The sequence below is a fragment of the Kangiella spongicola genome (genome assembly GCF_003194565.2).
Taxonomy (GTDB): Bacteria; Pseudomonadota; Gammaproteobacteria; order Enterobacterales; family Kangiellaceae; genus Kangiella; species Kangiella spongicola.
In genome coordinates this window covers 224,850-251,830 of the sequence record NZ_QICH01000002.1, presented here as the reverse complement: position 1 = coordinate 251,830, position 26,981 = coordinate 224,850, and the positions used below count along the sequence as shown (strand labels likewise).

The 26,981-nt window shown below is 43.7% G+C and carries 21 protein-coding genes and 1 tRNA gene; 14 read left to right on the top strand and 8 right to left on the bottom strand.

Annotated features, from left to right (window positions below; all coding sequences use genetic code 11):
• Positions 1 to 27 precede the first annotated feature (27 nt).
• Positions 28 to 1,182, top strand: a complete 1,155-nt coding sequence (bamB, locus tag DL796_RS06755; RefSeq protein ID WP_110200950.1) for an outer membrane protein assembly factor BamB — start codon at positions 28 to 30, stop codon at positions 1,180 to 1,182.
• Positions 1,183 to 1,194: 12 nt separating this feature from the next.
• The gene (gene der / locus DL796_RS06750) at positions 1,195 to 2,610 is read left to right on the top strand and encodes a ribosome biogenesis GTPase Der (RefSeq protein WP_110200949.1); all 1,416 of its coding nucleotides are present in this window, start codon (positions 1,195 to 1,197) and stop codon (positions 2,608 to 2,610) included.
• 16 nt (positions 2,611 to 2,626) lie between these two features.
• On the opposite strand, the gene xseA is transcribed toward der, so the two are convergent.
• On the bottom strand, positions 2,627 to 3,976 hold the full coding sequence (gene xseA / locus DL796_RS06745; protein ID WP_110200948.1) for an exodeoxyribonuclease VII large subunit: 1,350 nt from the start codon (positions 3,974 to 3,976) through the stop codon (positions 2,627 to 2,629).
• A gap of 129 nt (positions 3,977 to 4,105) precedes the next feature.
• Between xseA and guaB the strand changes: the two genes are divergently transcribed.
• The 4 genes from guaB to DL796_RS06725 all read left to right on the top strand — a co-directional run bounded on the left by guaB (position 4,106) and on the right by DL796_RS06725 (position 10,834).
• Entirely contained in the window at positions 4,106 to 5,566 is a 1,461-nt protein-coding gene (gene guaB / locus DL796_RS06740) for an IMP dehydrogenase (RefSeq protein ID WP_110200947.1), read from the top strand.
• Positions 5,567 to 5,757: 191 nt separating this feature from the next.
• Positions 5,758 to 7,335: a glutamine-hydrolyzing GMP synthase gene (guaA, locus tag DL796_RS06735; protein WP_110200946.1), complete on the top strand. Its 1,578-nt coding sequence runs from the start codon at positions 5,758 to 5,760 to the stop codon at positions 7,333 to 7,335.
• A 235-nt stretch (positions 7,336 to 7,570) separates the two neighbouring features.
• Positions 7,571 to 8,038, top strand: a complete 468-nt coding sequence (tadA, locus tag DL796_RS06730) for a tRNA adenosine(34) deaminase TadA (protein WP_110200945.1) — start codon at positions 7,571 to 7,573, stop codon at positions 8,036 to 8,038.
• Positions 8,039 to 8,275: 237 nt separating this feature from the next.
• Positions 8,276 to 10,834 (top strand): bifunctional aspartate kinase/diaminopimelate decarboxylase, encoded by a 2,559-nt coding sequence (locus tag DL796_RS06725; RefSeq protein ID WP_110200944.1) that lies wholly within the window; start codon positions 8,276 to 8,278, stop codon positions 10,832 to 10,834.
• 49 nt (positions 10,835 to 10,883) lie between these two features.
• Here the strand turns inward: DL796_RS06725 and DL796_RS06720 are convergent, their stop codons facing one another.
• The 6 genes from DL796_RS06720 to DL796_RS06695 form a co-directional block, all read right to left on the bottom strand.
• Entirely contained in the window at positions 10,884 to 11,537 is a 654-nt protein-coding gene (locus tag DL796_RS06720) for an energy transducer TonB (RefSeq protein ID WP_110200943.1), read from the bottom strand.
• A 29-nt stretch (positions 11,538 to 11,566) separates the two neighbouring features.
• Positions 11,567 to 14,350 carry a valine--tRNA ligase gene (locus DL796_RS06715; protein ID WP_110200942.1) on the bottom strand — a complete coding sequence of 928 codons (2,784 nt, stop codon included), beginning with the start codon at positions 14,348 to 14,350 and terminating at the stop codon, positions 11,567 to 11,569.
• 151 nt (positions 14,351 to 14,501) lie between these two features.
• On the bottom strand, positions 14,502 to 15,059 hold the full coding sequence (locus DL796_RS06710) for a class I SAM-dependent methyltransferase (RefSeq protein ID WP_110200941.1): 558 nt from the start codon (positions 15,057 to 15,059) through the stop codon (positions 14,502 to 14,504).
• A 363-nt stretch (positions 15,060 to 15,422) separates the two neighbouring features.
• On the bottom strand, positions 15,423 to 16,040 hold the full coding sequence (locus DL796_RS06705; RefSeq protein WP_227593006.1) for a DUF6498-containing protein: 618 nt from the start codon (positions 16,038 to 16,040) through the stop codon (positions 15,423 to 15,425).
• Positions 16,041 to 16,052: 12 nt separating this feature from the next.
• Positions 16,053 to 16,493, bottom strand: a complete 441-nt coding sequence (locus DL796_RS06700; RefSeq protein ID WP_110200939.1) for a DNA polymerase III subunit chi — start codon at positions 16,491 to 16,493, stop codon at positions 16,053 to 16,055.
• 12 nt (positions 16,494 to 16,505) lie between these two features.
• Positions 16,506 to 17,996, bottom strand: coding sequence for a leucyl aminopeptidase (locus DL796_RS06695; RefSeq protein WP_110200938.1), 1,491 nt, complete (start codon positions 17,994 to 17,996; stop codon positions 16,506 to 16,508).
• Between the two features lie 122 nt (positions 17,997 to 18,118).
• On the opposite strand from DL796_RS06695, the gene lptF reads away from it, so the two are divergent.
• Together lptF and lptG are read left to right on the top strand one after the other, a co-directional pair.
• Positions 18,119 to 19,228 (top strand): LPS export ABC transporter permease LptF, encoded by a 1,110-nt coding sequence (gene lptF / locus DL796_RS06690; protein WP_110200937.1) that lies wholly within the window; start codon positions 18,119 to 18,121, stop codon positions 19,226 to 19,228.
• The gene (gene lptG / locus DL796_RS06685; RefSeq protein ID WP_110200936.1) at positions 19,225 to 20,331 is read left to right on the top strand and encodes an LPS export ABC transporter permease LptG; all 1,107 of its coding nucleotides are present in this window, start codon (positions 19,225 to 19,227) and stop codon (positions 20,329 to 20,331) included. The genes lptF and lptG overlap by 4 nt, the downstream gene beginning before the upstream one ends.
• 393 nt (positions 20,332 to 20,724) lie before the next feature.
• Here the strand turns inward: lptG and DL796_RS06680 are convergent, their stop codons facing one another.
• On the bottom strand, positions 20,725 to 21,204 hold the full coding sequence (locus DL796_RS06680) for an RDD family protein (RefSeq protein ID WP_110200935.1): 480 nt from the start codon (positions 21,202 to 21,204) through the stop codon (positions 20,725 to 20,727).
• Positions 21,205 to 21,360: 156 nt separating this feature from the next.
• On the opposite strand from DL796_RS06680, the gene DL796_RS06675 reads away from it, so the two are divergent.
• The 6 genes from DL796_RS06675 to DL796_RS06650 all read left to right on the top strand — a co-directional run bounded on the left by DL796_RS06675 (position 21,361) and on the right by DL796_RS06650 (position 26,892).
• Complete coding sequence (locus DL796_RS06675; RefSeq protein ID WP_110201343.1) at positions 21,361 to 23,145, top strand: DUF885 domain-containing protein; 1,785 nt, start codon at positions 21,361 to 21,363, stop codon at positions 23,143 to 23,145.
• A gap of 109 nt (positions 23,146 to 23,254) precedes the next feature.
• Complete coding sequence (locus tag DL796_RS06670) at positions 23,255 to 23,812, top strand: hypothetical protein (protein WP_227593005.1); 558 nt, start codon at positions 23,255 to 23,257, stop codon at positions 23,810 to 23,812.
• 2 nt (positions 23,813 to 23,814) lie between these two features.
• Positions 23,815 to 24,039 (top strand): helix-turn-helix transcriptional regulator, encoded by a 225-nt coding sequence (locus DL796_RS06665; RefSeq protein WP_110200933.1) that lies wholly within the window; start codon positions 23,815 to 23,817, stop codon positions 24,037 to 24,039.
• A gap of 211 nt (positions 24,040 to 24,250) precedes the next feature.
• Positions 24,251 to 24,337: transfer RNA gene (locus tag DL796_RS06660), tRNA-Leu, on the top strand.
• Positions 24,338 to 24,828: 491 nt separating this feature from the next.
• Positions 24,829 to 25,683: a lipase family protein gene (locus tag DL796_RS06655; RefSeq protein ID WP_110200932.1), complete on the top strand. Its 855-nt coding sequence runs from the start codon at positions 24,829 to 24,831 to the stop codon at positions 25,681 to 25,683.
• Between the two features lie 9 nt (positions 25,684 to 25,692).
• Entirely contained in the window at positions 25,693 to 26,892 is a 1,200-nt protein-coding gene (locus DL796_RS06650; protein ID WP_110200931.1) for a DUF4785 domain-containing protein, read from the top strand.
• Positions 26,893 to 26,981 lie beyond the last annotated feature (89 nt).

Genomic DNA, 26,981 nt, shown 5'->3' with positions numbered 1-26,981 from the left:
AAAAAATTCTTTATAACAGGATAAAGTATGACATTTAACGTTAAATCTAAATTATTAACTTCATTAGCAGCTTGTGTTCTTCTTGCGGCTTGCTCTGACGAAATCGTCAACCCACCAACAGAGTTGCAAGATGTTGACTCAAAATTTGAAATTGATGTTCGTTGGTCAGAGTCAGTTGGCGAAGGTGCTGATGAGAAGTTTAATGATTTAACGCCTGCTGTTTGGGACAACTATGTTCTAACTGCAGATATTAAGGGCTTAGTGACTGCTTTTGACCGCGAGTCAGGCGATATCGTATGGGAAGTGGATTTGAAAGAACCTCTTTCTGGCGGTATTAGTGCTAATGCGGGTTTGGTAGCGGTGGGCTCTAAGAAAGCAAACGTCATAGTACTAAACGTTGAAGATGGTAGCGAGGTTTGGCGTAAAGAAGTATCAAGCGAAGTTTTAGCCAAGCCTGCAATCGACGGCACCATGATTGTGGTGCGTACCGCAGACGGTAAGATTTTTGCCCTAGACAGTAATGATGGTAGCCAAGAATGGTTTTATGATCGTGTTATCCCTAACTTAACGATTCGTGGAACCTCTGCTCCTTTAATCACCAATGGCGTGGTTTTAACGGGCTTTGCTAACGGTAAAATCGCTGCCTTTAATTTGGGCTCTGGTGACTTGATGTGGGAACAGCGAGTTTCTTCGCCTCGTGGTAGCTCTGATATCTCGCGCATTGTTGATGTTGATACTACTCCTGTCGTTTTTGGTAATGTGCTTTACGGCGCTGGTTATAATGGTTATGCCATTGCTATGGACCTCACAAACGGTCGCTACTTATGGCGCCAAGAGTTATCGACGGTAAAAGATTTATACGTTGATTCTTTACGCGTTTATGCCGTGACTACTGATGGCACTATTGTTGCTATTAGTCGCACCACGGGTGATGTGGCATGGAAACAGGAAGGTCTGAAATACCGTAGGCCGACTGCAGCCGCTGCGCTTGGTGATGAATTAATTGTTGGTGACTTCGAAGGTTATGTCCATTTTCTAGATAAGTCTAGCGGTGAGTTTGTGGCGCGTGATCATTTAGACAGCTATGGTTTTGCACACAAGCCTGTTGTGACAGATGATGAAGTTATCCTAACTAGTCGTTTTGGTTTTATGTACGTCTTCAATAAAGTTGAAGACAAGTAAGAGTATCTATTTATGCTTCCAGTAATCGCGCTCGTTGGTCGTCCCAACGTTGGTAAATCAACACTGTTCAATCGACTGACTAAGTCGCGCGATGCTCTTGTTGCTAACCTCCCTGGATTAACCCGAGATCGTCAGTATGGCCAAGCAAAGCTTAATGGCCAACCGTTTATTGTGGTCGACACAGGCGGTATCGCAGGTGACGAAGAGGGAATTGATGACTTAATGGCAAAGCAATCGCTACAGGCGGTTGATGAAGCCGATATTGTTGTCTTTATGGTTGATGCCAGAACTGGCATGACCGCTGCTGACGAATATGTAGCAGAGCAATTAAGACGCCAACAAAAGCCCGTTATTCTAGCCGTGAACAAAGTTGATGGTGTTCACGCAGAAGCCGCTATCGCCGAGTATTATAGCTTTGGCTACAGTACTATTTTAGGACTTGCTGCAGAGCATGGTCGTGGTGTATCGGCTTTAATTGATACCATTCTCGATAATCTAGAACTTACCCCTGTCAATGAAGAAGAGCAGACTATTGAGGAGCTACAAGCGCGTGGCGTGAAGCTAGCAGTAGTAGGTCGTCCAAACGTGGGTAAGTCGACGCTTATTAACCGCTTTTTAGGCGAAGAGCGTGTTGTTGTATTCGATATGCCAGGAACGACTCGCGATAGTATTTATATCGAAATGGAGCGTCGTGGCAAGCCTTATACTTTGATTGACACCGCTGGTGTGCGCCGTCGAGGCAAAGTTAAAGAGGCAGTAGAGAAATTCTCAGTCTTGAAAACATTGCAAGCCATTGGTGACTCCAATGTCGTTGTTATGGTGATGGACGCTAGAGAGCCTATTACCGATCAAGACTTAAGTTTAATTAGTCATGTTATTGATGCCGGTCGTTCGATGGTGATTGCTATCAACAAGTGGGATGGCATGACCGAAGAGCAGCGTGAAGAAGTTAAGGTTGAAATCGATCGTCGCTTAGGTTTTGTTGATTTTGCACGAATACACTTTATTTCAGCTTTGCATGGCTCTAATGTTGGGCATTTGTGGGAATCCGTTGATGAAGCATGGGAGAGTGCCCTGATCGAGATGTCGGCTTCACAACTGACGCGTCTCTTAGAGCAAGCTTATGAGCGTCATCAGCCGCCAGCCATTAAAGGCCGCCGTATTAAACTACGTTACGCCCACCCAGGTGGTCATAATCCGCCAATTATCGTTATACACGGTAAACAGGTGAGTAAACTTCAGGAAAGTTATAAGCGCTACTTGATTAATTTCTTCCGTAAGAAGCTTAATCTAATTGGTACGCCAATTCGGCTTGAAACCAAAGAGGGTGATAATCCCTTTGCGGATAAGACCAACAAGAGTCGTGAACTGTCACGTCGTCAACGCTTAAAGAAAAAGCGTGCTATTAAGAAGTTCGGCAAGAAATGATTTTAAGAAAGTAAGCCTATTGTGGCTTACTTTCTATTTCCCCATCCTTAAACTTTGTTATTAACTTTTTAGCCTTTTTTGCGTCTTTCGCTGTACGCAATGCCTTACCATTTTCGTCTTGAGTAATCGTATATCCACGATCTAGTGTTGCTAAAGGACTAATATCATTCAGCTTTTGTGCGGTTAGCGCGAAGGCTTGTCGTGATTCCCCTAACTGTTGCTTCATAGCTTGGTTTAATTGCTTTAACCATGCGTCTAACTTTTGTTGAGATTGCTCTAAGTGTCTTTCTGGCTTGTAGCTTTGCAAGCACGATCTAGCATTGTTTAGGTTAAAAGTTTTCTGCTCGAGATAACGCTTTTGTGCGACTTTAAGTTGTTTAATCAGGCGATTCAGGTCGGCTTCGCTTTGTGCCAAACGTTGTTTAGGGTGTACGATTTTAGCGACTAATTTATCGAGTTTTGCTTGTTGGATCTGAAGTTTGTGTTGGAACTCATTGGTTAAGCGACGCTCGAGAGTTTGAAATTTATGGATAATATCAACGCGGTTAGGTACCAACACTTCAGCAGCGGCAGAAGGAGTGGGGGCTCGCAAGTCTGCTACTAAATCACTGATAGAGGTATCGACCTCGTGGCCAACTGCCGACACAACGGGAATCTTGCTGTTGCGAATTTCTCTAGCTAACTGCTCGTCATTAAAGCACCACAAATCTTCGAGCGAACCGCCGCCACGTGTAACCAGCAATACATCACACTCGTTACGTTGGTTAGCAACCTTGAGCTGCTCGATAATGGTTTTGGCGGCTTTTTCGCCTTGCACTTGGCTTGGGTAAATGATCACTGGAACATGGGGCATACGGCGCTTTAAGACGGTTAGAACGTCACGTATGGCGGCACCAGTTGCCGAGGTGATAATGCCTATTTTGTTGGGAAAGGTCGGAATTGGTCGCTTCAGTTCTGGAGCAAAGAGACCTTCGTTATTTAGCTTTTGCTTAAGGCGAGCAAAGGCTATCTGTAATGCCCCTTCGCCAGCAGGCTCCATATATTCGCCGATTAACTGCAAGTCACCCCTTGGCTCATAAAGGCTAAGCTTGGCACGCATCAAGACTTGTTGGCCATCTTCAGGGGTAAAACGAACGCCGCGATTACGGTTTTTGAACATAGCACAACGTAACTGGGCGTCAGAATCTTTTAGGGTAAAGTACCAGTGCCCTGAGCGTGGCGTTGCTAGATTTGATATTTCGCCGGTAATCCAAATTTGACCGATTTCTTGTTCTAACTGGCGTCTTACGTTTAGCGCCAGTTCGGTAACTGAGTAAACTTTGCGTTGTTGTGTCGGTTTTTGTGGTTCTAAAATCGGTTTTATCATAATTTGAGACAAATGCTTAAGTTATTTGGTTGATACCTATTTACCTGCGTGCTATGGGCGCGTTATAATAACGCGCTTCATCAAGTCAGTGCCTGTCGCATTGACGTTAAATAATACGTGGTACACCCTATGCGCATTATAGAGGAAGCTCTAACCTTTGACGACGTTTTATTAGTACCGGGACACTCTACAGTCCTTCCAGCAGACGCTGATTTGCGTACTAAAATTACCCGTGAGTTCGCTCTAAATATCCCACTTGTTTCAGCAGCAATGGATACTGTAACAGAATCAAGTCTTGCAATTGCACTTGCGCAAGAAGGCGGGATGGGCTTTATTCACAAAAATATGTCTATCGAGCAACAAGCCGAGCATGTTCGCCGCGTGAAAAAATTCGAAAGCGGTGTTGTAAGCGATCCTATCACTGTCACCCCCGATACAACTGTAGGCCAACTGAGATCTATGACTCAGGAATACGGTATTTCTGGTATGCCTGTGGTTGAAGGTGATCAGTTAGTCGGTATAGTGACTAACCGCGATATCCGTTTTGAAAATCGTGATGGACAACCTGTTTCATCAGTAATGACGCCAAAAGAGCGTCTAGTGACAGTAACTGAAGGTGCAAGCCAAGAAGAAATCTTGGACAAGTTACACACTCACAGAATTGAAAAACTGTTGGTCGTGAATGATAAGTTCGATCTGAAAGGCATGATCACAGTTAAAGACATTAACAACGCAGAAAGCAAGCCAAACGCTTGTAAAGACCGCTATGGTCATTTACGTGTGGGCGCTGCTGTGGGCACTGGCTCTGAAACGCCAGACCGAGTAGCAGCTATCGTTGAAGCTGGCGTTGATATTATTCTTGTTGATACCTCTCATGGTCACTCACAAGGCGTTCTAGACCGCATTAAGTGGGTTAAACAGAACTATCCAGACAAACAAGTAATCGGTGGCAACGTAGCGACAGCCGCGGGCGCTCGTGCTCTAGTCGATGCAGGCGCCGACGGCGTTAAAGTTGGTATTGGCCCAGGCTCTATCTGTACTACGCGTATCGTAACTGGTGTTGGTGTGCCACAAGTTTCAGCAATCTCAAGTGTTGCTAAAGAACTTGAAGGTTCAGGTGTGCCGTTTATATCAGATGGCGGTATCCGCTTCTCAGGCGATATGTGTAAAGCAATTGCAGCAGGAGCACACTGCGTTATGGTTGGCTCGATGCTAGCCGGAACAGAAGAAGCACCAGGCGAAGTAGAGCTTTACCAAGGTCGTTCTTATAAATCGTACCGTGGTATGGGCTCATTAGGCGCCATGTCACAGAAAAACAGTTCAGCGGATCGTTACTTCCAAAGTTCGAACGCAGCCGATAAATTAGTTCCAGAAGGTATTGAGGGTCGTGTTCCTTATAAAGGCTACATGACAACAATCGTTCATCAGATGATGGGCGGATTACGTTCAAGCATGGGGCTAACGGGCTGTAGAACGATTGAAGAAGTTCGTACTAAAGCTCAGTTTGTGAGAGTCACAAGTGCCGGCATGAGCGAGAGTCATGTGCATGATGTTTCAATCACCAAGGAAGCCCCTAATTATAGAGTCTAACTGTTAAAAAACTCAATCTCCGCAAATTCAAATTGATTTGCCTTGACCTTGAGGATTTTTCCAGCGTTATGTTTAGAAGTGCTTCTAAAAGACGGACAAACCAAGCCGCAGAAATTTAGCTGCGGCTTTTTGATTTTTTAAGTGATACGCAAGTAGCGTATGACGACTAGCTAACCTAGAAAGGTAAGAAGATGCAAACAGATATTCATGATCAGCGTATATTGATTTTGGACTTTGGTTCTCAATACACACAGTTAATTGCTCGTCGAGTTCGTGAGATTGGTGTTTACTGTGAGTTGGTGCCTTTTGACGTTAGCGATGACTATATTCGAGAGTTTAATCCGCAAGGCATTATTCTATCGGGTGGCCCTGAGTCGGTATCGGGCGAAGGTACGCCAAGAGCACCAGAACTAGTGTTCGAGCTTGGTATTCCGGTACTTGGAATCTGCTACGGCATGCAAACAATGGCCTACCAATTTGGTGGCAAAGTTGGCGGTTCTGAGAAGCGTGAGTTTGGCTATGCCGAAGTGTATATCAATACTCCAAATGATTTATTAGACGGAATCGAAGACAGAATCGATGCCGAAGGTAAAGCATTGCTCGACGTTTGGATGAGTCACGGCGATAAAGTATTAGAAGTCCCTGAGACCTTTGAAGTGATTGCTTCTAGCGATAATGCACCAATCGCAGCTATGGCACACAAAGAAAAGCCTTACTACGGTATTCAGTTCCACGCGGAAGTAACACACACGAAACAAGGCGGCCGCATGTTAGAGCGCTTTGTCACAGAGATTTGTGGATGTGAGCGTTTGTGGACTGCTGAAAACATTATTGATGATGCGATTGAGCAAATCAAAGAGCAAGTTGGTGACGACAAAGTCGTACTAGGCCTTTCTGGCGGTGTTGATTCTTCGGTTACTGCAATGTTGTTACACCGCGCTATTGGCGAAAACTTAACCTGTGTATTCGTTGATAATGGTTTATTACGCCTCAACGAAGCGGACCAAGTGATGGCGATGTTTGGCGATAAGTTCGGCCTAAACATTATTCGCATTGATGCAGAAGACCGCTTCCTAGACGAGCTTAAAGGTGTCGACGAGCCAGAAGCGAAGCGTAAGATTATCGGTAAAGTGTTTATTGATATCTTCGATGAAGAGTCTAAAAAGCTGACCAACGCAAAGTGGTTAGCACAAGGTACAATTTACCCAGACGTGATTGAGTCTGCGGGCGCTAAAACAGGCAAAGCACACGTCATTAAGTCTCACCACAACGTTGGTGGTCTGCCTGAAAAGATGGAATTGAAACTTGTAGAGCCTTTACGTGAACTATTCAAAGATGAAGTTCGTAAAATCGGCCTTGAATTAGGCTTACCTTACGACATGCTTTACCGTCATCCGTTCCCAGGCCCAGGTTTAGGCGTTCGTATCTTAGGTGAAGTTAAAAAAGAATATGCTGACTTACTTCGTCGTGCCGATGCAATCTTCATTGAAGAGCTTTATAAGCATGATCTTTACCACAAAACGAGCCAGTCATTCACCGTATTCTTACCAGTAAGATCGGTAGGCGTGATGGGTGATGGTCGTAAATATGATTATGTCGTAGCACTTCGTGCGGTAGAAACCATCGACTTTATGACTGCTCGCTGGGCACACTTACCATATGATTTCCTAGAGCATGTCTCTGGTCGTATCATTAATGAAGTGGACGGTATTTCTCGAGTTACTTATGATATTTCCTCGAAACCGCCAGCCACCATTGAGTGGGAATAATTAGCGAAATAAACATATCTTTTTCAATTTCTGCGGTGTTGGAAACTTGCTCAATCAGTCATGTACTGTGTGTACACTCCTTCTTTGCGCGAGTTTCCGCCTAGCATAAAACGAAAAATCGTATGTTTCTTTTCGCTAATAAATACTTTGTGGCTTATGTAATAAGCCTTTTCCCCACAAGCTATAGCATATAGGGTGGGTTAGCAACTTATCACCTAGCCTAACATACAAGACAATGACTGACTTCACCGATCAAGATCACGACTACATGCAACGAGCTTTTGAGTTAGCGGAAGTCGCTAAGGAGAAGGGCGAGGTGCCGGTGGGTGCGGTTTTAGTGAAGGATGGCGGGGTTATTGCCGAGGGCTTTAATCAGCCAATATTGAGTAATGATCCCACGGCGCACGCTGAAGTTGTGGCTTTGCGTGAGGCAGGTCAAGCGCTTGAGAACTACCGTTTAGTGGATACGACTTTGTATGTGACTCTAGAGCCTTGCGCTATGTGTGCCATGGCATTAGTTCACGCTAGGGTATCAAGGGTCGTTTATGCCACAGAAGATCCGCGTACAGGGGCTGGTGGGAGCGTACTTAATATTTTACGTCATGATCCATTTAATCACCACTGCGAAGTTGATTCGGGCTTGTTAAAAGAGCAATGTTCAGCACAACTCAAAGCTTTTTTTAAAGCTAAGCGCCGAAAATAACCCTATTTTTATTGACAATCTATTTGTATAAATTATATTCAATAGCATGAAAGCAGTAAAAATCGTAATTAACTCAAGCAAGAAACAGGCTAAGAAGGCGCTAAAAAAACGCGCCCTGTACTGCTGTGGGTGAATAATACGATTGTAATTTCTAACTCTTAAAACCCGCACAGGTCATCCTCTGCGGGTTTTTTTATGTCTATATAAACTGAATACAATTGATTAAGGAATCAAAGCATGGCAACAAATAACTCTTGGCAACTGCTTAAGTTTGGTGGAACTAGCGTCTCGACACGTCGTAATTGGGATAATATTGCGCGCATAATTAAGCGAAAACAGGCCAAGGGGAAGAAAGTATTTGTTGTACATTCTGCGGTAAGTTCGGTTTCAAATAAATTGGACGCTTTAATCGAGCTGGCTTTGAAAGGTGAATACATAGGTGCATTCGAAGAGGTGGTAGACATTCATCAAAAGTTACTAACGGAGTTAGAGCTGCCACATAATTTGCTCGACGAAGAGTATGGCTTCCTCAAACGTTTGTTGGATGGAATTTCTTTATTAGGCGAAGTGACAGAGCGGGTTCGTGCTCTAGTGATGTCGCAGGGTGAGTTATGGGCGACTAAAGCAGGGCAGCTGTATTTAAGCAATCAATTTGAAGAGGTGGTTCTTAGGTTAGATGCGCGTGATTATTTGTTTGCGCATGAAACGCCGAGCATTGATTATCTTTGTGCAAACTGTGAATTCGAACGCGATGAAGCTCTCCTCAACGCTATAGAGGACTCTTCAATCATTATTTCGCAGGGCTTTATTGCCTCGACGCGTGATAACGAAACGGTTCTTCTTGGGAGAGGTGGTTCTGACTCATCGGCTGCTTACTTCGCTGCCAAAATTGAAGCAGAGCGATTGGAAATATGGACTGATGTTCCAGGTATATTTACAGCTAATCCCAACCAAGTGGCTAATGCCCGATTATTAAAGCAGCTAAATTATGAAGAGGCTCAAGAGATGGCCTCTGCGGGTGCAAAGGTTCTACACCCAAGAGCCATTAGACCTGCGAAAATTAGTCAGATCCCCATTTATATCCGCTCGACGGTTGATCCGGATATCGATGGCACCGTCATTAGTAGCACTGAAAATAGCTGGGGTATGGTTAAAGGCGTAACAGCTAAAGAGGAAATCACCTTGGTCTCTATGGAGAGCCAAGGGATGTGGCAGCAGGCTGGCTTCTTAGCTGATATCTTCGCCATATTTAAACGACACCATGTTTCGGTAGATTTAGTCTCGACCTCTGAAACGAACATTACAGTAAGTCTTGATAATTTGACGCAGGTAGTCAGTCAAAAAAGGCTGGCAGGGTTAGTTAAAGGCTTATCGGCAATGTGTCGAGTTGAAGTCATGCATGATTGCTCGGCTGTGTCGATTGTCGGGAAAAATGTTCGAGCTATATTGCATAAAATCGCACCGGCTTTTTCAATCTTTGAAACCTACAAAGTATATCTATTGTCACAGGCCGCATCTGATTTAAACCTTACCTTTGTAATAGATCAGGAACATAGCAGTAAAGTGATCGCGTCCTTGCATGAGCTGTTAATCACGAATAATCCCAATAGTGAAATTTTAGGCCCGACGGCGAAAGAGCTGAAGCAAAGTAACGTTACGGGTGAAACAAAAAAGTGGTGGCAAGCTAAGCAAGGTATTATTGAGAAATGTCTCTCTGAGCGGGATAGCGCCTATATCTATGATTTAGAGTCTGTGCGAAATAATATTCAAAATTTACACACTATAAGTGCGGTAGATAAAGTATTTTTTGCCGTTAAATCGAATAATAATCCTGAGGTTCTAAAAACCGCTTACGAGGCTGGTACTGGCTTTGAAACCGTTTCGCTAGGCGAGGTTAACCATGTCCTTACTTTATTTCCAAATATTGATAGGTCTCGAATATTCTTTACTCCAAACTTCGCTGACAAAAAGGAATACGAGAAAGTTCTAGAAAAAGAAATTCGCTTAACCCTAGATAGTACTTACCCATTAAAACATTGGCCTGAAATATTTGCAGGCAAGGAAATATTCCTACGGGTCGATCCAAATATTGGTAAAGGACACCATGCCAATGTTCGCACCGCTGGGGCAACGTCTAAGTTTGGCATACCAATGGATGAACTGGCTGAACTGATCGCAGTTATTAATAGCTACAAAATTAAAGTAGTGGGTTTACATGCGCACGCAGGAAGTGGGATCTTAAGCAATGAACACTGGGCTGAACATGCGCGTTTACTGGCTGAAACTGCATCACAGTTCCCTAATGTAAAATACTTAAACTTAGGTGGTGGCTTTGGTATTAAAGAGCGCTCACAGCAGTCTGAGCTCACCATGAGCCACATTGATGCAAGCCTGCAGGCAGTTCAAGCAGAATACCCACAGTATCAACTGTGGATTGAACCAGGCCGCTATATTTCCGCCAATACTGGAGTACTTGTATCAAAAGTTACTCAAGTAAAGCAAAAGCAGAACTATTACTATGTAGGCTTGAATACAGGCATGAACTCACTGATGCGACCTGCGCTATACGGCTCGTTTCATAATATCGTTAACCTTTCTAGACTTAACGCAGAGAAAGAGCACCTGGCAACTATAGTGGGGCCAATTTGCGAAAGTACCGATAAACTCGGCGTTGAAATCCCCTTTCCTAAAACTCAAGAAGGAGATTTGATTTTAATTGAAAATGCTGGAGCTTATGGGCGCGTTATGGCTAATGAATACAATATGCGCATGCCTGCTGAAGAGGTGTGTATTTAAAAAAAATGTTATTAAAAAGGGGCTTTGACGGCCCCTGATAAATATAACTTTAATCGAGCTTATAGTTCATAGTGTAAAGCATATCGGTTTGCTCTACTGGCTTTCTATCAATTATTTTTGGTTTGAACATCCATTTAGAGACTGCTTTGATTGAAACGTCTGTAAATATGTCTTTCGGACTCTCATGGAGTACTCTAATGTTTGTTGCCTTTCCACTTGGAGCTATATCTAGAAGAAAAACTACTTGACCTTCTATATTGTTTTTCATTGCTTCTTCTGGATATTCGGCTTGAGGCTGGTAAATAGGGATTGCTTCTGAAATAGTTTTTATCGCAGTTTCTTGTTTAGGCAGTATTTGGTAGTTCAGTTTGATCTTTGCTGGCTCTTCACTTAGTCCTTTCCACATTAAGCAGTAAGTTTGCTTTATAGGTGCCTCGAAGCTTTGCTGGAGTGAAGTGACTTTATGTGGCTCGATAGGGTAGCTGACTTTTTCGCCTTCGTGATAGTGAAGATTAAACTCTACTTCATTATTAGATTTAAAGTCGAAGGATAAGGTTTGCCCAGCGTTCATCTCTGGGCAAATTTCGCCGATATCATTTTGGTGTGTTGTGACGAGGACAAAATGTTTACTCGCTGAATTATCAGCCTGTAGTGGTAAAGCGCTTCCAGCTAACAGTAGGCTGCTGATGATTAGTTTCTTCATTATATCCTCGCTTATTTTAGCTGCTTTAATTACAGGCTTTTAAGTTGTTGTCGTTGTTTTTCAATCTTTTTCAAAGTTGATTCAACTTCGGCAAGCTTAGCTTGCTCTTTCTCGACAACAGCTTGTGGTGCTTTATCGGTAAAGTTTGAGTTGTTTAACTTACCGGAAATTCGCTGTAAGTCTTTTTCTAACTTCTCAGACTCTTTATCAAGGCGAGCTAATTCTTGCTCAACGTCTATCAGGCCTGCCATTGGAATTAGGATCTCCATGTTACCCGCTAATGCAGTTGCTGACATAGGAGCTTCATCGCCTGCTTCAAGCCACTTTATAGACTCTAACTTAGCAAGTTTTGATAAGAAGGTTTTGTTGCTATCAAGACGCTCTTTGTCGCTGTCAGAGCCATTTCGGAACATCACATCTAGTGGTTTACCTGGTGCAATATTCATCTCGCCACGTATATTGCGGACGCCAACAATGATCTTCTTTAACCACTCGATATCTTGCTTCGCTTGTGCGTCGACTAGGTTCGAATCTTCTTGTGGGAAGTCCTGTAGCATGATGCTTGGACGCTCGCTGTCAAATGTGCCAGCCAATGGCGCAACTTTCTGCCAGATTTCTTCTGTGATAAATGGCATGAACGGGTGCAATAAGCGCATTAATGAATCGAGCACAGAAACTAGTGTGTTACGAGTACCGCGTTTAGCCGCTTCTGCGTACTCATCGCTATAAAGAACTGGCTTAGAAAGCTCTAAGTACCAGTCGCAGTAGGTATTCCAAGTAAAGTCATACAAAACGTTAGCGGCAATATCAAAGCGGTAAGTTTCAATAGCTTTGTCATACTCACTAATGGTTTTTTGTAGCTCACTCTTGATCCAGCGATCGGCTAAGCTGAACTCCATATCCTTGTTTGTTAAACCGGTATCTTGCTCTTCAGTGTTCATCAACACATAGCGCGCAGCGTTCCATATTTTATTACAGAAGTTACGGTAGCCTTCTACTCGGTTTAAGTCGAAGTTGATGTCACGAGAGGTAGATGCCATGGCGCAGAATGTAAAGCGCATAGCGTCAGTACCATAAGCTTCAATGCCGTCTGGGAATTGCTTGCGAGTACGCTTAGCGATCTTCTCGGCGGCTTTTGGATTCATCATGCCGGTAGTGCGTTTCTCGACCAGCGTCTCAAGCTCAATACCGTCGATGATGTCGATTGGGTCGAGTACGTTACCTTTTGACTTCGACATTTTTTGGCCTTGTTCGTCACGAATCAAGCCAGTAATGTAGATCTCTTTGAACGGTATTTTGCCGGTAAATTTCAAGCCCATCATAATCATTCTGGCAACCCAGAAGAAGATGATGTCGAAACCTGTAACCAACACGCTGGTTGGTAAGAAGGTTTCTAGTTCAGACGTTTCTTCAGGCCAGCCTAATGTCGCAAAAGGCCAAAGCGCGGAAGAAAACCAAGTATCTAGAACGTCTTCATCGCGACGTAATTCGATATCACCAAGGTTATATTTTTCACGAACTTCTTCTTCACTACGGCCAACATAAACTTCGCCTTTGTTGTCGTACCAAGCTGGGATCTGATGGCCCCACCACAGCTGGCGGCTAATACACCAGTCTTGAATGTTTTCCATCCAATGGTAGTAAGTGTTCGACCAATTTTCTGGTACAAATTTGATGTCGCCATCTTTAACCGCTTTAAGTGCAGGCTCTGCGAGTGGGGCAATTTTGACGTACCACTGAGGCGTTAAGTAAGGCTCGATAACAACGCCACTGCGGTCTCCTCGAGGCACTTTTAATTTGTGTGGCTCAATTTTTTCCATTAAGCCTAGAGCTTCAAAGTCTTCAACGATTTTCTTACGTGCTTCATAGCGATCTAGGCCACGATAAGCTTCAGGTGCGTTATCGTTAATCTGAGCTGTTGGCGTTAGGATATTGATCATTTCTAGATTATGACGTTGACCCATTTCGTAGTCGTTGAAGTCATGCGCTGGAGTGATTTTTACGCAACCACTACCAAAATCTTTTTCAACATAGTCGTCGGCAATAATCGGGATTTGACGTCCTGTTAGTGGTAAATCAATCGTTTTGCCAATCTGGTGTTGATAGCGCTCATCATCAGGATGCACTGCTACCGCACTGTCGCCAAGCATTGTTTCTGGACGAGTTGTGGCGATGATGATATGACCTGAGCCATCGCTAAGCGGATAGCGCATGTGCCAAAGGTGGCCGTTCTCTTCGTGCGATTCAACTTCTAGGTCAGATACTGCGGTCAGGAGTTTTGGATCCCAGTTCACTAAGCGATCGCCGCGGTAGATTAAACCTTCTTCGTGTAAGCGAACGAAAGTTTCTAAAACTGCTTCTGATAAATCATCATCCATGGTGAAAGCTTCGCGCGACCAGTCACAAGAGTCGCCCATACGACGCATCTGCTTGGTAATGGTGCCGCCAGACTCTTCTTTCCAATCCCAAATACGATCGACAAAGGCTTCACGGCCTAAATCATGGCGAGTTTTACCTTCGCGGTCGAGCAAACGCTCTACCACCATCTGGGTCGCGATACCTGCGTGATCTGAGCCCGGCTGCCAAAGGGTGTTTTTCCCTTTCATGCGGTTATATCGGGTAAGCGCGTCCATGATGGTATGTTGGAAAGCGTGGCCCATGTGCAAGCTACCAGTGACGTTTGGTGGCGGGATCATGATGCAATAACTGTCGTCATTGTCTTTACTGCCGCCTTTTGGCGAGAAGTAGTCGTTATCTTCCCACTTTTTGTAGGTTTCTTGCTCGATTGCTTGCGGGTTATATGCTTTATCCATGGTCAATTCGTGGTATCTGCAGTTTCAGTAATAAAGCCTTGAATTATAACGCTTGTACGCTATATATCTATATCTGTGTGGAAATTTAGTGAGATTTCGAAGAGATATTGAGGCTATGACACGAAATGAGCCGAATCACCGGTCAGATAAACTACTCGGCCACTAGCTCACTATTTGGCGCAGTTCCGGTATAGACAAAGGATGGCGGTAGGTTTAGTGGTACCCAATTAGTCTTTAGGTGTGGAAAATATTCTTTGATCAGCTGTTTATCGCTTAACCAGTATTGGTATTGTAAGAAAAGTCCGTTGGGTTTTAGCACAGATCGAATATGGGTCAATAGTTCGTGCTTCATTTCCAGCGGAAATAAGGCCAGTGGTAAGCATGATACTAAACAGTCGACACTATCGATTGCAAAGTCTTGAACAATATCCATGGCTGAACTGTGTTTTAAGCTAAATCTAGGGTGGTCAATGCGTTGTAGTAGGGCGAGCAATTCCTCGGAGATTTCATAGGAGGTTAGATGGGCTTGTTGTGGCATATATTTCAGTAATTCACGTGTAATGATGCCATCGCCCGCGCCAAGCTCTACAATCGTTTTAGCGTCTGTTGGAACTTGTTTTGCTAAGTTTCTTGCAAGGAATTTTGAGCTACGAGCTATACTGCCAGTGCTTTTTAAATTCTTTATCGCGTAGCTCGTAAAACCTTTCATAATGCTCCTAGGGTGTTGCCTAATACTTCATTGAACCTATATAGCGTATTACTATAAGGAATAAGAGGGGCTTTTAGATACTATAATTTTTGAATCCTTATATATCTTTTTGTTCTAAAGAGTCGCTAGACTTTTTGCTTTGCCGCTCTTGTTCGATTGCATGTTGAAGCAATTGTTCATAAATCAATCGTTTGTCTTTAGGCATAAGCCAAAAAAGCCACTTTGAATGCTTTTTGTAGACATCGGAATTAACCATTTCTTCAACAGTATCAAACCTATAGGTCTTTCCGTTTATCTTAATTTCAGGGTTTTCTAACTGTTTTGCAATCTTTTCTTTAATTTTTTGTTCGGACAGTGACTGGTTTACAGCTTTGTTTTTATTCGATTTGGTGGCCTCAAATCAAAATAAGCTTTAAGTCCGATCATTACCACGGCGACACTAACGGTGTGACCAAATTTCAAGGCAAAGAAACCACCGAGTATTATTGCGATGTGTAAAACGATAATACGCTTGTAAGGCTTGGTCATTTCCATGGAAACCGTATCAATGGTCTTATTTTTATAGGCAATAACAAAGTCTGTTAAGTGTGCGATAAACATGGCAACAATAACAAGCTGCACAGCTCGTTGGGATAGCATATAACTGACTATATCAGTTAAACCTCGATTTAAGCTCTCTGAATTCTGTAAAAGTTGTTCTTCAAAGAAACTGGTAACGAAAACACCGTGACCATAAGTAAAAAAGCCGTAATGGAGACAGAAAAATCCCGCCGCGAAAAGACCACCAGCAACGAAAAGTGGTGCATTATCGGGACGGATGGTCATTCGTGCTACAGCAAATAGTCCGATAATAATGTTTTCGAACCAGTAGAGAAAGATAATATCGAAGGCGTTCCAGTAGCCTAGAAGTACCCCCAGTAGTGGAACCATGTTGCTCAAGGCGAGAACAATGCTTCCTCTAGTGATGGGGGCGAGTCGCAAAGTGCTTACCCCTTAATACTTCTTGTGGTCTAGGGGGTAGCCACGCCCTCGGTAAAACTTATAACGCTCACGGGCTAGCTCTTTGTCTTTGTCCTCGTTAGGTACGATTTCAAAGCATTTCAGAAAGTAGCTGAAGAAGGGTTGAACCTCGCCGCTTAGGTTAACCAGACAATCATGTTGGTTTTCTGGCGGGTTTTGCTCCGATGTTGCATAACCAATTTGCACTGGCGGTGGCTTGTTCGGACCTTCGCCGACGATGTTATGTGGCACAAACTCCGTTAGTTCTTGGCTCCAAAGCCACTCATCAACGGCGTGTGCTTGTGCTTCATCTTTGGCATGGATATACACTTTGCGTCCTTGCTTGTACAAGCTTTGGACGCATTTACCAATCAGGCGAAGATAAGCTTCTTCGCCTGACTGACTTTCCAGTAAGTGGAAACCTACTTGGGTCATACTGATGTGACCTTACTTTGCGCGGTTGATAACGATTTGCGACAGTAGCGGTACAGGACGACCTGTGGCACCTTTATCTGCGCCTGATTTCCAAGCAGTACCGGCAATATCGATATGCGCCCAACGATACTTTTTAGTGAACTTAGAAAGGAAACAGCCCGCCGTAATCGTGCCTGCTGGACGACCGCCTAAGTTAGTAAAGTCAGCGACGTTACTCTTAAGCTGTTCGTGATACTCGTCCCAGATAGGTAAGCGCCACACACGGTCATTCGCCATGTCGCTGGCGTTTTCGATTTCGTTAGCTAGCGCATTGTTGTTACTCATGACGCCTGAAGCTTCGTGACCTAGCGCGATAATCACGGCACCGGTTAAGGTTGCGATATCAATAACGATTTCAGGGTCGTATTTTTCAACATAGGTTAAGGCGTCGCAAAGCACCAATCGGCCTTCGGCATCAGTGTTGAGAATTTCAATAGTTTTGCCTGATAAAGACGTCACCACATCACCAGGACGTGATGCACCGCCGCTTGGCATGTTTTCTGCGGCAGCAACCACACCTACAACGTTAATCGGTAAGCCCATTTCTGAAACTGACTTAATTAAACCGAAAACCGAAGCTGCGCCACCCATATCGAACTTCATCTCGTCCATACCAGCGCCTGGCTTTAATGAAATACCACCAGTGTCGAAGGTAATACCTTTGCCGACAAAGACTAAAGGCTTGTCACCTTTGTCGCCGCCGTTGTATTCCATGCAAATTAACTTGCCTGGTTGATCGGAACCTTGTGATACAGAAACAAAAGCGCCAGCGCCCATTTCTTTTAGTTCAGACTCGTCGAGGATATTGGTGTTTAGCGAAGAATATTCTTTGGCCAGATCTTCCGCCAAGTTAGCAAGGTAAGTCGGGTTACAAATATTACCAGGAAGGTTTGCTAAATCACGCGTCAACGATTGCCCCGCTGTAATAGCGCAAGCGTGGTTGATGGCTTTCTCGCCTTCGGCTAAGTCAGCACGCGACTCGATGAATAAAGTCATTTTGCGCAGTGGACGACGAGTTTCTGATTTCTCGCTTTTTAACTGCTCGAAAAGGTAAAGGCTATTGTTTGCAGCTTCAACGGCAAAGCGCACTTTCGAGTAAAGCTCTTGGCCTTTGATGTTAAGTAAAGGTAGTGTGTTAATCGCTTCAGTAGCACCAGTTTCGTTCAATAACTTGATAACTTTGCCACTAATTTTCTTGTATTTAATCGCGTCAAATTCACGCTCTTTACCACAGCCAACTAATAATACGCGATCACAGCTCGTGCCAGGCACGTTGTGTAGTAATAAAGTTTGACCAAACTTACCTTCCATATCGCCACGCTTAACGATAGCGTTGATATAGCCTTCGCTAATGTCGTCAATTTGTTGCGCTGGAGCAGATAGTTTTCGAGATTCGAATACGCCTACGATTAAGCAACCTGTTTTTTGTTTTTCTGGGTTACCACTCTTTACAAAGAATTCCATAGATCACCTGCAAATTGTTAATTTTCGTTTATAATGCCGATATTGGCATAAACCGTGCCCATAGTTTAACTGATATGCTCACAAATACCAGTAAATCAATGGGGTAAGGGTATGAGAAAACCTTGATATTAAGTCGTTATTTAAATCGTGAAGTCTTCACTAGCACCTTAGCAATTTTAGGGGTGTTGTTTGCTATATTTCTTAGCCAACGCATCGTTAAATACTTAGCTCAAGCCGCTTCCGGTGATATCACTGGCACCATGGTGTGGCAGATGGTTTTGTTGTACTCGCCTGTTTTACTAGGGTTTTTATTGCCATTGGCGTTTTTCTTGGGGTGTTTATTAGCTTTTAGTCGACTCTACGTTGATAGCGAAATGGCTGTGTTGCGCTCGGTCGGTGTGAGCGAACGAAAATTGATCAGTTTATTGATTCCGATTGCTGTGGTGGTGGCGTTGATTGGTGGTGCGGTTGCTTTATGGTTAGCGCCGGTGGCCAACGAGACCACCTACCAAATACGCGATGAGCACGCTAGCAAGCTTGAGCTCAGTATGCTTGAGCCCGGACGTTTCCAAATCTTCCAGGAAGGTGAGGGCGTGGTTTATGCAGACTCTTCCGATAACCCAAGTCATTTAGGTAACTTCTTCCTCGCCGAATTACCGGCGGACAATAATCCTTACACGCGTATTATTTCGGCTAAGTCAGCCGAGCGTTATTACGATGAAGAGTTGGACAAAAATTACTTACAACTCAACGATGGTCTGGTTTATGAACTGGATGCGGATAAAAATGTTCGCAAAATAACCGAGTTCGAACATTATTACGCACGTTTAGAAGCCGAGCGCTCGATCGTATCGCGTCGTAAAATCTCAGCCACACCAACCATGGATTTATTCCAGGCTGGCGATGGTGATAGCTGGGCGGAGTTACATTGGCGTTTAGCGGTACCTTTATCAGTGCCTTTCCTATTATTCTTGGCGATTCCATTGAGTCGCGTCAGACCGCGCGAAGGGAAGTTCGCCAAAATGCTGCCTGCTTTAATGGTCTATATTGGCTATATCGTATTAATCGTTGTTTTCCGTAAATGGGTCGAAGCAGAGAAAATCCCGGGCTGGTTAGGTTTTATTCCGATTTATATCGTGATGGGGCTTTTAGCGGCTAGACTGCTTTATGCACACGGTCGCGCCAATACCAAAAACAATGGCACGCCTGCTGTTAAGGGGAGTGACTCATGAACATTTTAAGGTTTTATATTGGTAAAACCATTCTAGCTACGTCATTAATGACCTTGATGACCTTGGCTGTGATTCGTGTTTTGTTTGCCCTCATCGACGAAAGCGGTGATTTTGGTAAAGGCTCTTATGCCTTTATTGATGGCCTGTCTTATTCACTGTTGCTCTCGCCACAATATATCTATGAATTCTTTCCAATGGCGATTCTTATTGGCTCTATTGCTGGCCTTGGTGTCCTCGCGTCCCGAAGCGAGCTGACAGTGATGCGCGCGGCTGGTAAAACGACAGGGCAAATCATTGGTGCTGCTTTGTCTTATGGACTAATACTGATCGCATTTTCGGTGTTCTTAGGCGAGTTTGTCGCGCCAAAAACGACCTTAATGGCTGAGAATTTAAGAAACCGTTCTTTATATGGCGAGCAGTTTGTTGATAGTAATCAAGGCTTGTGGCTCAAAGATGGTGCCAATATGGTGCATGTGGGCGAAGTGATTGGCACCTCGCGCCTTAACGAGGTAACGGTCTATGAGTTTAATCGTGAGAACGAGCTGACGCGAATGATAAATGCGGACTCAGCGGAGTTAACCGACAATGGTTGGGTATTACACAGTGGTGTTGCGACGCAGCTGGGCTCTGATGTTAACGACGTGGCTGAGGAAAAGCCGGTTAAACGCTTTGATAAAGTAGAGCGCACTAGTTTTACCGACCAACCTTGGGATACTTCAGTTAGTCTGGATAATTTATCAGCTTTGCGAGTTGATCCTGAGAATATGAATCTGATTAATCTTTATCAGTATCGAACCTATTTAGAAAGCAATGGTTTAGAGACTCAAAACTACGATTTGGCTTTCTGGCAGAAAGTATTTCAGCCTATTAGCACTGCCGTCATGATTATTCTTGCCGCATCCTTTATTTTTGGCCCAATGCGCAGTGTCTCTATGGGAGCGCGAGTGTTGGCGGGAGTACTGACGGGAATGGTCTACTTCTTCGCGGTAAGATCCTTTGGCCCCGTGAGCCTGGTGGCAGGACTGCCAGCCTTTATTGGTGCTTTAATGCCGCCACTCATATTTGCCGTAGCGGCCTGGTATTTATTGAGAAGGGCGGGCTAGAGTGTCGTCTTGGTGCGTTATTGCAAGCCCTCAGACCAAGGTAACTCGTCATTAACAACATTCCCCAGTTACTTATCATTCTGATGTAAGTCAGTAGTTATATTTCAACAAGGATCTCAGTTCTAGCAAGGAAGTTTTCGACCTTCGGCGAGTTACTTTTCTTGAGTGGACAAGAAGAGTAACCAAAAGAAGTCCACCCAAAAGTTAGGCCCTGGGGGCTTCCCTAAATCGTCAATATCACTATTCGAGCCATCAAACGAAACCTCCTGTTTCGTATTGACTAAATTGGGCTGTCCTGCCCAATTTGCTCGGTAACATTGTCGATTTAGGCTAATTTTTAAGGGGTAATTTGGTGCTAACCTATGAAATTTGTACTTTGCCTATAGTGACGGGTTATTTTTTCTTCTTTTCTTTATCGGGCAAAGCAACAACGCGTGTTTTAGTGAGCATATCGTGCCAACCGAGCTTTTTTCGGTTGAGCGGGCTGATAATCATGCCGATCCCGAAAATTGAGATGACAGCTCGAGCAAAAGCTTGACCTAGGGTTACTGGCTGTCCATTGTCATTCACTACCATGATTTTCCAAGCGCTCATGCCTACCGTTTGGCCAAAACGGACGTGGCTCCCGACAAAATACAGTAGTAATAGTAATGTTGGGAATAATGAATAAAGTTTGTAAGTTAGCGAATCTTCCCAACCACTGTTAACGCTCATATCATCAACCCCTAGCATCCAATGAATCAGAGGGAAGGTAAATAGGCCCCATAGGAACCAAATCGCGACGCTAATCAATATGTCGTATAACCAAGCTCCTAGCTTTTTTGTAATTGGTGCTGGAGTTGTGATGAGAGGTTGTTGTGTATTTTTAGCCATGTTGGTTCTGCTTGAGAAAAAACTGACGCTAGTCTAGCAAAAGCGAGCCTTTGCGACTACTTGAAAACAATGGTAGCAATATTTATTAGCAACAGCTTTAATAGCCTGATCATTCTTGATATAACAGGTCAGTTGTTGATTAAAGTAGGTATAAAAATGACATTTACAAAAACATTAATGATTTCAGGCGCTCTTTTAATAAGCAGCTTTAGTTATAGCGCGCAAGCTGGCGAAGACCATAGTCAGTGGTTGCAAGAGTTCTTTCAGGATGTCCAAGAATATCGAATGTCGCAAAACCCTGTGTGGGCGGCGCGAGAGGGTGACGAATCGGCAAAAGGAAAGCTACGCGATGAAAGCCCACAAGCTTATCAAAAACGTAAAGCTAAACTCTTAGAGCTGATTAATGAGCTGGAAAGTATTAAGCGCGACAACTTGCTAGAAGACGAGCAGATTAGTTATGACATGATGATGACTCAATTAAAGCAAGAAGTTGCTGAGATTGACTTTAAAACCTACGAAATGCCATTAACCTCTGAGTACGGCTTTCATGCCCAAACTACCTACTTGATGAATTCCTTCCGCTTTAGAACAGCCGAAGACTATAAGGACTATATCGCTTTGTTGTCGGCGGTTCCGACTTTCTTTGAGCAGAATGTTAGCAACATGCGAGCAGGTATGGAGCGAGGCTTTACGGTACCACGTGCAGTTCTTGATGGTTATAGTGACAGCATCAGTGTTTACATTAAAGATAAGCCACAAGACACAGTGTGGTATCGTCCTTTTGAATCAATGCCTGATTCTATCAATGCTGAAGATAAGGAAGCTTTACAAAAAGAAGCCGCAAAAGTCATAAGCAGCAAAGTGGTGCCCCAATACCAAGCTTACTTAGAGTTCTTTGAGAACGAGTATTTACCTGGTGCAAAGAAAACGATTGCTGCAACGGACTACCCAGATGGTGAAGCTTTCTATCAGAATCAAATTAAGCATTATACGACCTTGGATTTAACGCCGGACGAGATTCATGAGATTGGCCTAAAAGAAGTCGCTCGAATTCGTAAAGAGATGGAAGAGGTGATTGAATCCACCGGCTTTGAAGGTACTTTTGAAGAGTTCTTACACTTTTTACGTACTGACGAGCAGTTTTATCCGAAAACTGCCGAAGAGCTGTTAAAAGAAGCCGCTTACATTTCTAAGAAGATGGACCACAAATTACCTAAGTTCTTTGGTAAGTTGCCACGTCAGCCGTATGGTGTCGTGCCTGTGGCTCCAGAAATCGCACCTAAATATACGACGGGGCGCTATTCGGGCGCTCCTATTGATAGCGATAGAGCAGGGGAGTATTGGGTAAACACCTATGCCCTGGATAAACGTCCTTTATATAACTTAGAAGCGCTAACCTTGCACGAAGCTGTGCCAGGCCATCACTTACAAACTGCATTGGCGCAAGAATTAACTGACTTGCCTAAGTTCCGACAAAACACCTATATCTCAGCGTTTGGCGAAGGCTGGGGCTTATACAGCGAAAAGCTTGGCCTAGAAGCAGGTTTTTACCAAGATCCTTATAGTAACTTTGGTCGTTTAACCTATGAAATGTGGCGCGCCATGCGTTTAGTCGTAGACACGGGCATGCATGCCAAAGGCTGGAGTCGTGAAAAGGCCATCGAAATGATGGAAAACAATACCGCGCTTTCAACGCTTAATGTCAGAACTGAGATTGACCGGTACATCAGCTGGCCCGCGCAAGCGTTGTCCTACAAGCTGGGCGAGCTCAAGATCTTAGAATTGCGCGCTAAAGCCGAGAAAGAGCTGGGTGAGCACTTCGATATTCGCAAATTTCATGACGCAGTGTTGAGCAATGGCTCGATCCCGCTAAGCGTATTAGAAGATCAGATTCATCAATTTATTAAAGACGAAAAGAGCGCTATAGCCGAAAAAAGTTAAAGTAATGAACAAGTTATAATTTCATTAACAGAAGTTCTTTAGCCCGATCTTTGTATCGGGCTTTTTATTTTCTAAAGAATCTCTTGACTTGAGTTGTTAAATTACCATAATGATACCTAAAGGTTTCAATGAGAGGTGTTTATTTCCCTTTGTGATACCTGCGGATATATTGGGTTTAATAGGATGGAGTGCAGCTATGAGTCAAAAGAATTGTGCAGAAACAGTGGATAGAGTCCAAACAGGAGTCGCTCGCGGGATGCTCGTATGCGGTGTCACTTATTTAATTTTGTTATGGGAAGCATTAACTGAGAAAGGTCGTTTGAACGAAATATTAGATTTTGCTGCTATTATTGGCTCAGCTTTAACCGTGATAGTAACGTTTGTCTCTTTATGGCCAGTGATTAAGCAAAAATTAACTGGCAAGGTTCTGGTACAAAATGAACCGGAGAGCTTTGTTTCGGGCGCAATGTTGGCAAGTTTTAAAAATGGTTGGATTGCTTTAACCTTAACCTTGGTTGTTTTATTAGGCACGACAAAGTTTTTGGACAGTTTGGCACTACCTTTAAAATTTTATTTCGTATTATTGTTTGCTGTAGCTGTATTATCGGCCAGTATTAGCTTTTTTTGGCTTACGCGCGATGATGACTTAGAAGGGCTTGAGGAGTAATTATGCACCCTGAACTCGATAATAGGATACGGGTTTTTCGGGCCGAACATCGAATGAGCCAGAGTGATTTGGCGGACGCCATAGGCGTTTCTCGAAAAACGATCAGTACGATAGAGGTCGGTAAGTTTGTCCCTTCAACCATTATTGCGCTGAAAATCGCGAACTATTTCAATGTCACTGTAGAAGATGTATTTAGCTTGATACAAAAGGACGTAGAAAGCCCTTAAAAACGCAATTCTTAGTATTGCAAAAACAGCTTTTTGCTTTATAATGCGTCGCTTCTTTCAGGCATATTTTGCACTGAATTGGAAATGCCAGAGTGGTGAAATTGGTAGACGAAGTACAGCAAGTACAAGTGCTGCGGAGACAGGATGTCGGGAGCGGTGCCACACAAAAAGATATGTCTTAAGCTAAGTAATTAGCAGAAGTAGAAAAAATGCCAGAGTGGTGAAATTGGTAGACACAGGGGATTCAAAATCCCCCGCTAGCGATAGTGTGCCGGTTCGAGTCCGGCCTCTGGTACCATCTTTTTTATATCAAACTCCTTATATATTTCCCTGCTATAAATCGTTGTATTCCCTAAAGTTTCCTTTTTGAGCACCTGTCCGAGAAATATATTTTGTTAACTGGTTCACGTTTATGCTCTCTGGCGAGTCTTACTTAGACGTCTAAACATCCGAAAAGCTCTGCATTCATGCAAGTAATAAGTCATATTTGATGTGTGCTCAAGCTTGTTTGTTTGAATATCTCTTTGAGTGCGCAGCTTCTTGTTTGATTTTTGCGCTAAAAGGCAGTCATTCAAGTGTCTTGCATGGCTTTATCTGTTTGAATGTTTTCGAAGATATTCTGTTTGAAGTTTAAAACGAACGTTTTTTACAGGTTCTCCTATTGGTGCTATAAATTTATTCGGCTTAGTTAATCTTATGGGTAGCTATTTCTAAAATCATATCTGCTCAACTAGGTGATCATTAAGCTTTGATATAACAACAAGCACATAACAGCGATAGGGGGTATCGATGTTTAGAAAGTTCTTGCTGCTAAGCGCAGCTCTTACCTTTAGTGGATTGGTTTCAGCTAATACAGGTGTCGCGTTTGTTCATGGCACAGGTAGCCAAAGCGATGCATACAACGATTACTGGACGGGGAGTTTTGTTCAGTCGGTTGTAAAAGGCCTTCCAAACTCAAGTAACTACACGGTTATTAATTGTGATTTCACCAAATATATGTGGACCTCAGGTGCTGCGGGTTGTTTGGCGGGACAGTTAACAACTTTTATCAACCAGAAAAATATCACAAGCTTAACTCTAATCACTCACTCCAATGGTGGCAATGTGACGCGTTGGATCATGTCTAATCCCACTTGGGATAGTCGTTATCCAAATATCATTAATCGTATCGATGAAGTGATTGCGTTAGCGCCATCGAGCGCTGGTACACCACTAGCTGATGCAGTGATTGATGGTAATGTTTTCGAGTCAGCTCTAGGCTGGCTTCTTGGCTATAAAAACGATGCCGTACGTATGCAGCAAGTAGCTTGGATGGCGAGTTATAACGCTAATTGGTTGTACGGCACATCAGGACGCCCAGCGCTACCGAAGCCATTTCGCAGTGTCGTCGGCACTGATGTTGAATCTGCTATTTGGGATAGCGACAGTTACTGCGGTGGCTATGCGCAAAATGTTGGGCTTGAGTTTACTCAAAATTGGTTAGACAGTTGTTCAGATGGTTTCTTAAATTGTAGTTCGCAGAATGCCGCAGGCTCCGTTTGGTTTTATGACAAAAGTAAAACTTATGGCGACGAGCCTCTCAGTCATGCACAGAGCCGCCGTAAGTGTTTCGGCTTAGATGTCTTTCTGCGTAACAGAATTTAAGGAGTTGTCATGAAAACTATACTTTTAACATCTATTATTATTTCACTTTCTGGCGCTTCGATGGCAAACGAGAATCTAACGAGTAAGTCCGATCGCAGTAATGCTTATACAGGAATTAGTCAGCCGGCGACACCCACATTCCCGGATAGCGAACGCGAATTGAAAAGCGTCAGTTATAGCTTTCCTATTTCAGATATCAACCAGCTCGACTTTTCACAAAAGCAAGCGCATGTTCAAAGTCGTCAATATCAACTAGATGTCAGTGGTGCGCAACTTAAATCAGGTGTCCCACTAAACTTCAGCGCAAAAGGTGCTTTAGTGCGTATTTCTGCTTTTGATGGTAAAAGCGCTGTTGAGCCAGAGCAATTATCAGTAAAAACCTCAACAGGAAAGTTGTATAAGCATGGCAAAGCATTCGATACACTGGTCAGTAGCGATGTCATGCAAAAAAATGGCATGGGTTTTCAGCAGGGCACTACTGGTTTTAAGCTTGATGACAGCTTAGGAGCCGGAACTTTTACTCTTAAAGCGGATAATGTCATAGCCAGTCATGCTAAATACCGTGTCAATGTATTCGAAAAAAATAGCGATACGGAGATGCACCTAACCGCAAACAAAAGTAATTATCTAAAAGGGCAGGCTTTAAAAGTTGACGCTAAGGTTTTTAACCTTGGAAGAGCTGAAAAGATAGTTGCGATTAAAGGAAAGTTGGTATCACCATCCGGTAAAGCTCATAAAGTAAGCTTTAGTCCTTCAAAAGAGGGATATGTCCTTAATAAGCCACTTGATATGACGGCTGACTCGATCCCTGGCGCGCTTTGGGAGCTGCATACTGAAGTCAAAGCTAAAGTCGGTGGACAGTTAGTGCAGCGTAACGGGCAGCTACCTTTTGCTTTTGCACAAAAAACAGCAAGCATCTCAGCAAAGCCTGTGGTGTCTGGACAAAAGCAAAGCCCAGTGGCGACTATTCCAGTCAATGCCAAAGTCGATGGTCGATATGAAGTTCGTGCGATTTTATACGGCACGACAGAGGATGGCAGTCTTAAGCCAGTCATGATGACGCACAGTGCTGCTAACTTAGCGGCTGGAGAGGGCGCCATTATGATGAAGTTCGATCCTAAAATTCTAGCTCAATCTGGCACGACCGCACCTTACAAAGTAGAGCAGTTAGAACTTCGTGATCAAAACCAAATGGCACTAATTGATTAGCCTAGAACTTTGCCACTTACTCAAATTATAAGGCGCTATTAGCGCCTTTTTTGTGGCCAATCGACTATATAGAGCGCTTCTAGCAGTTA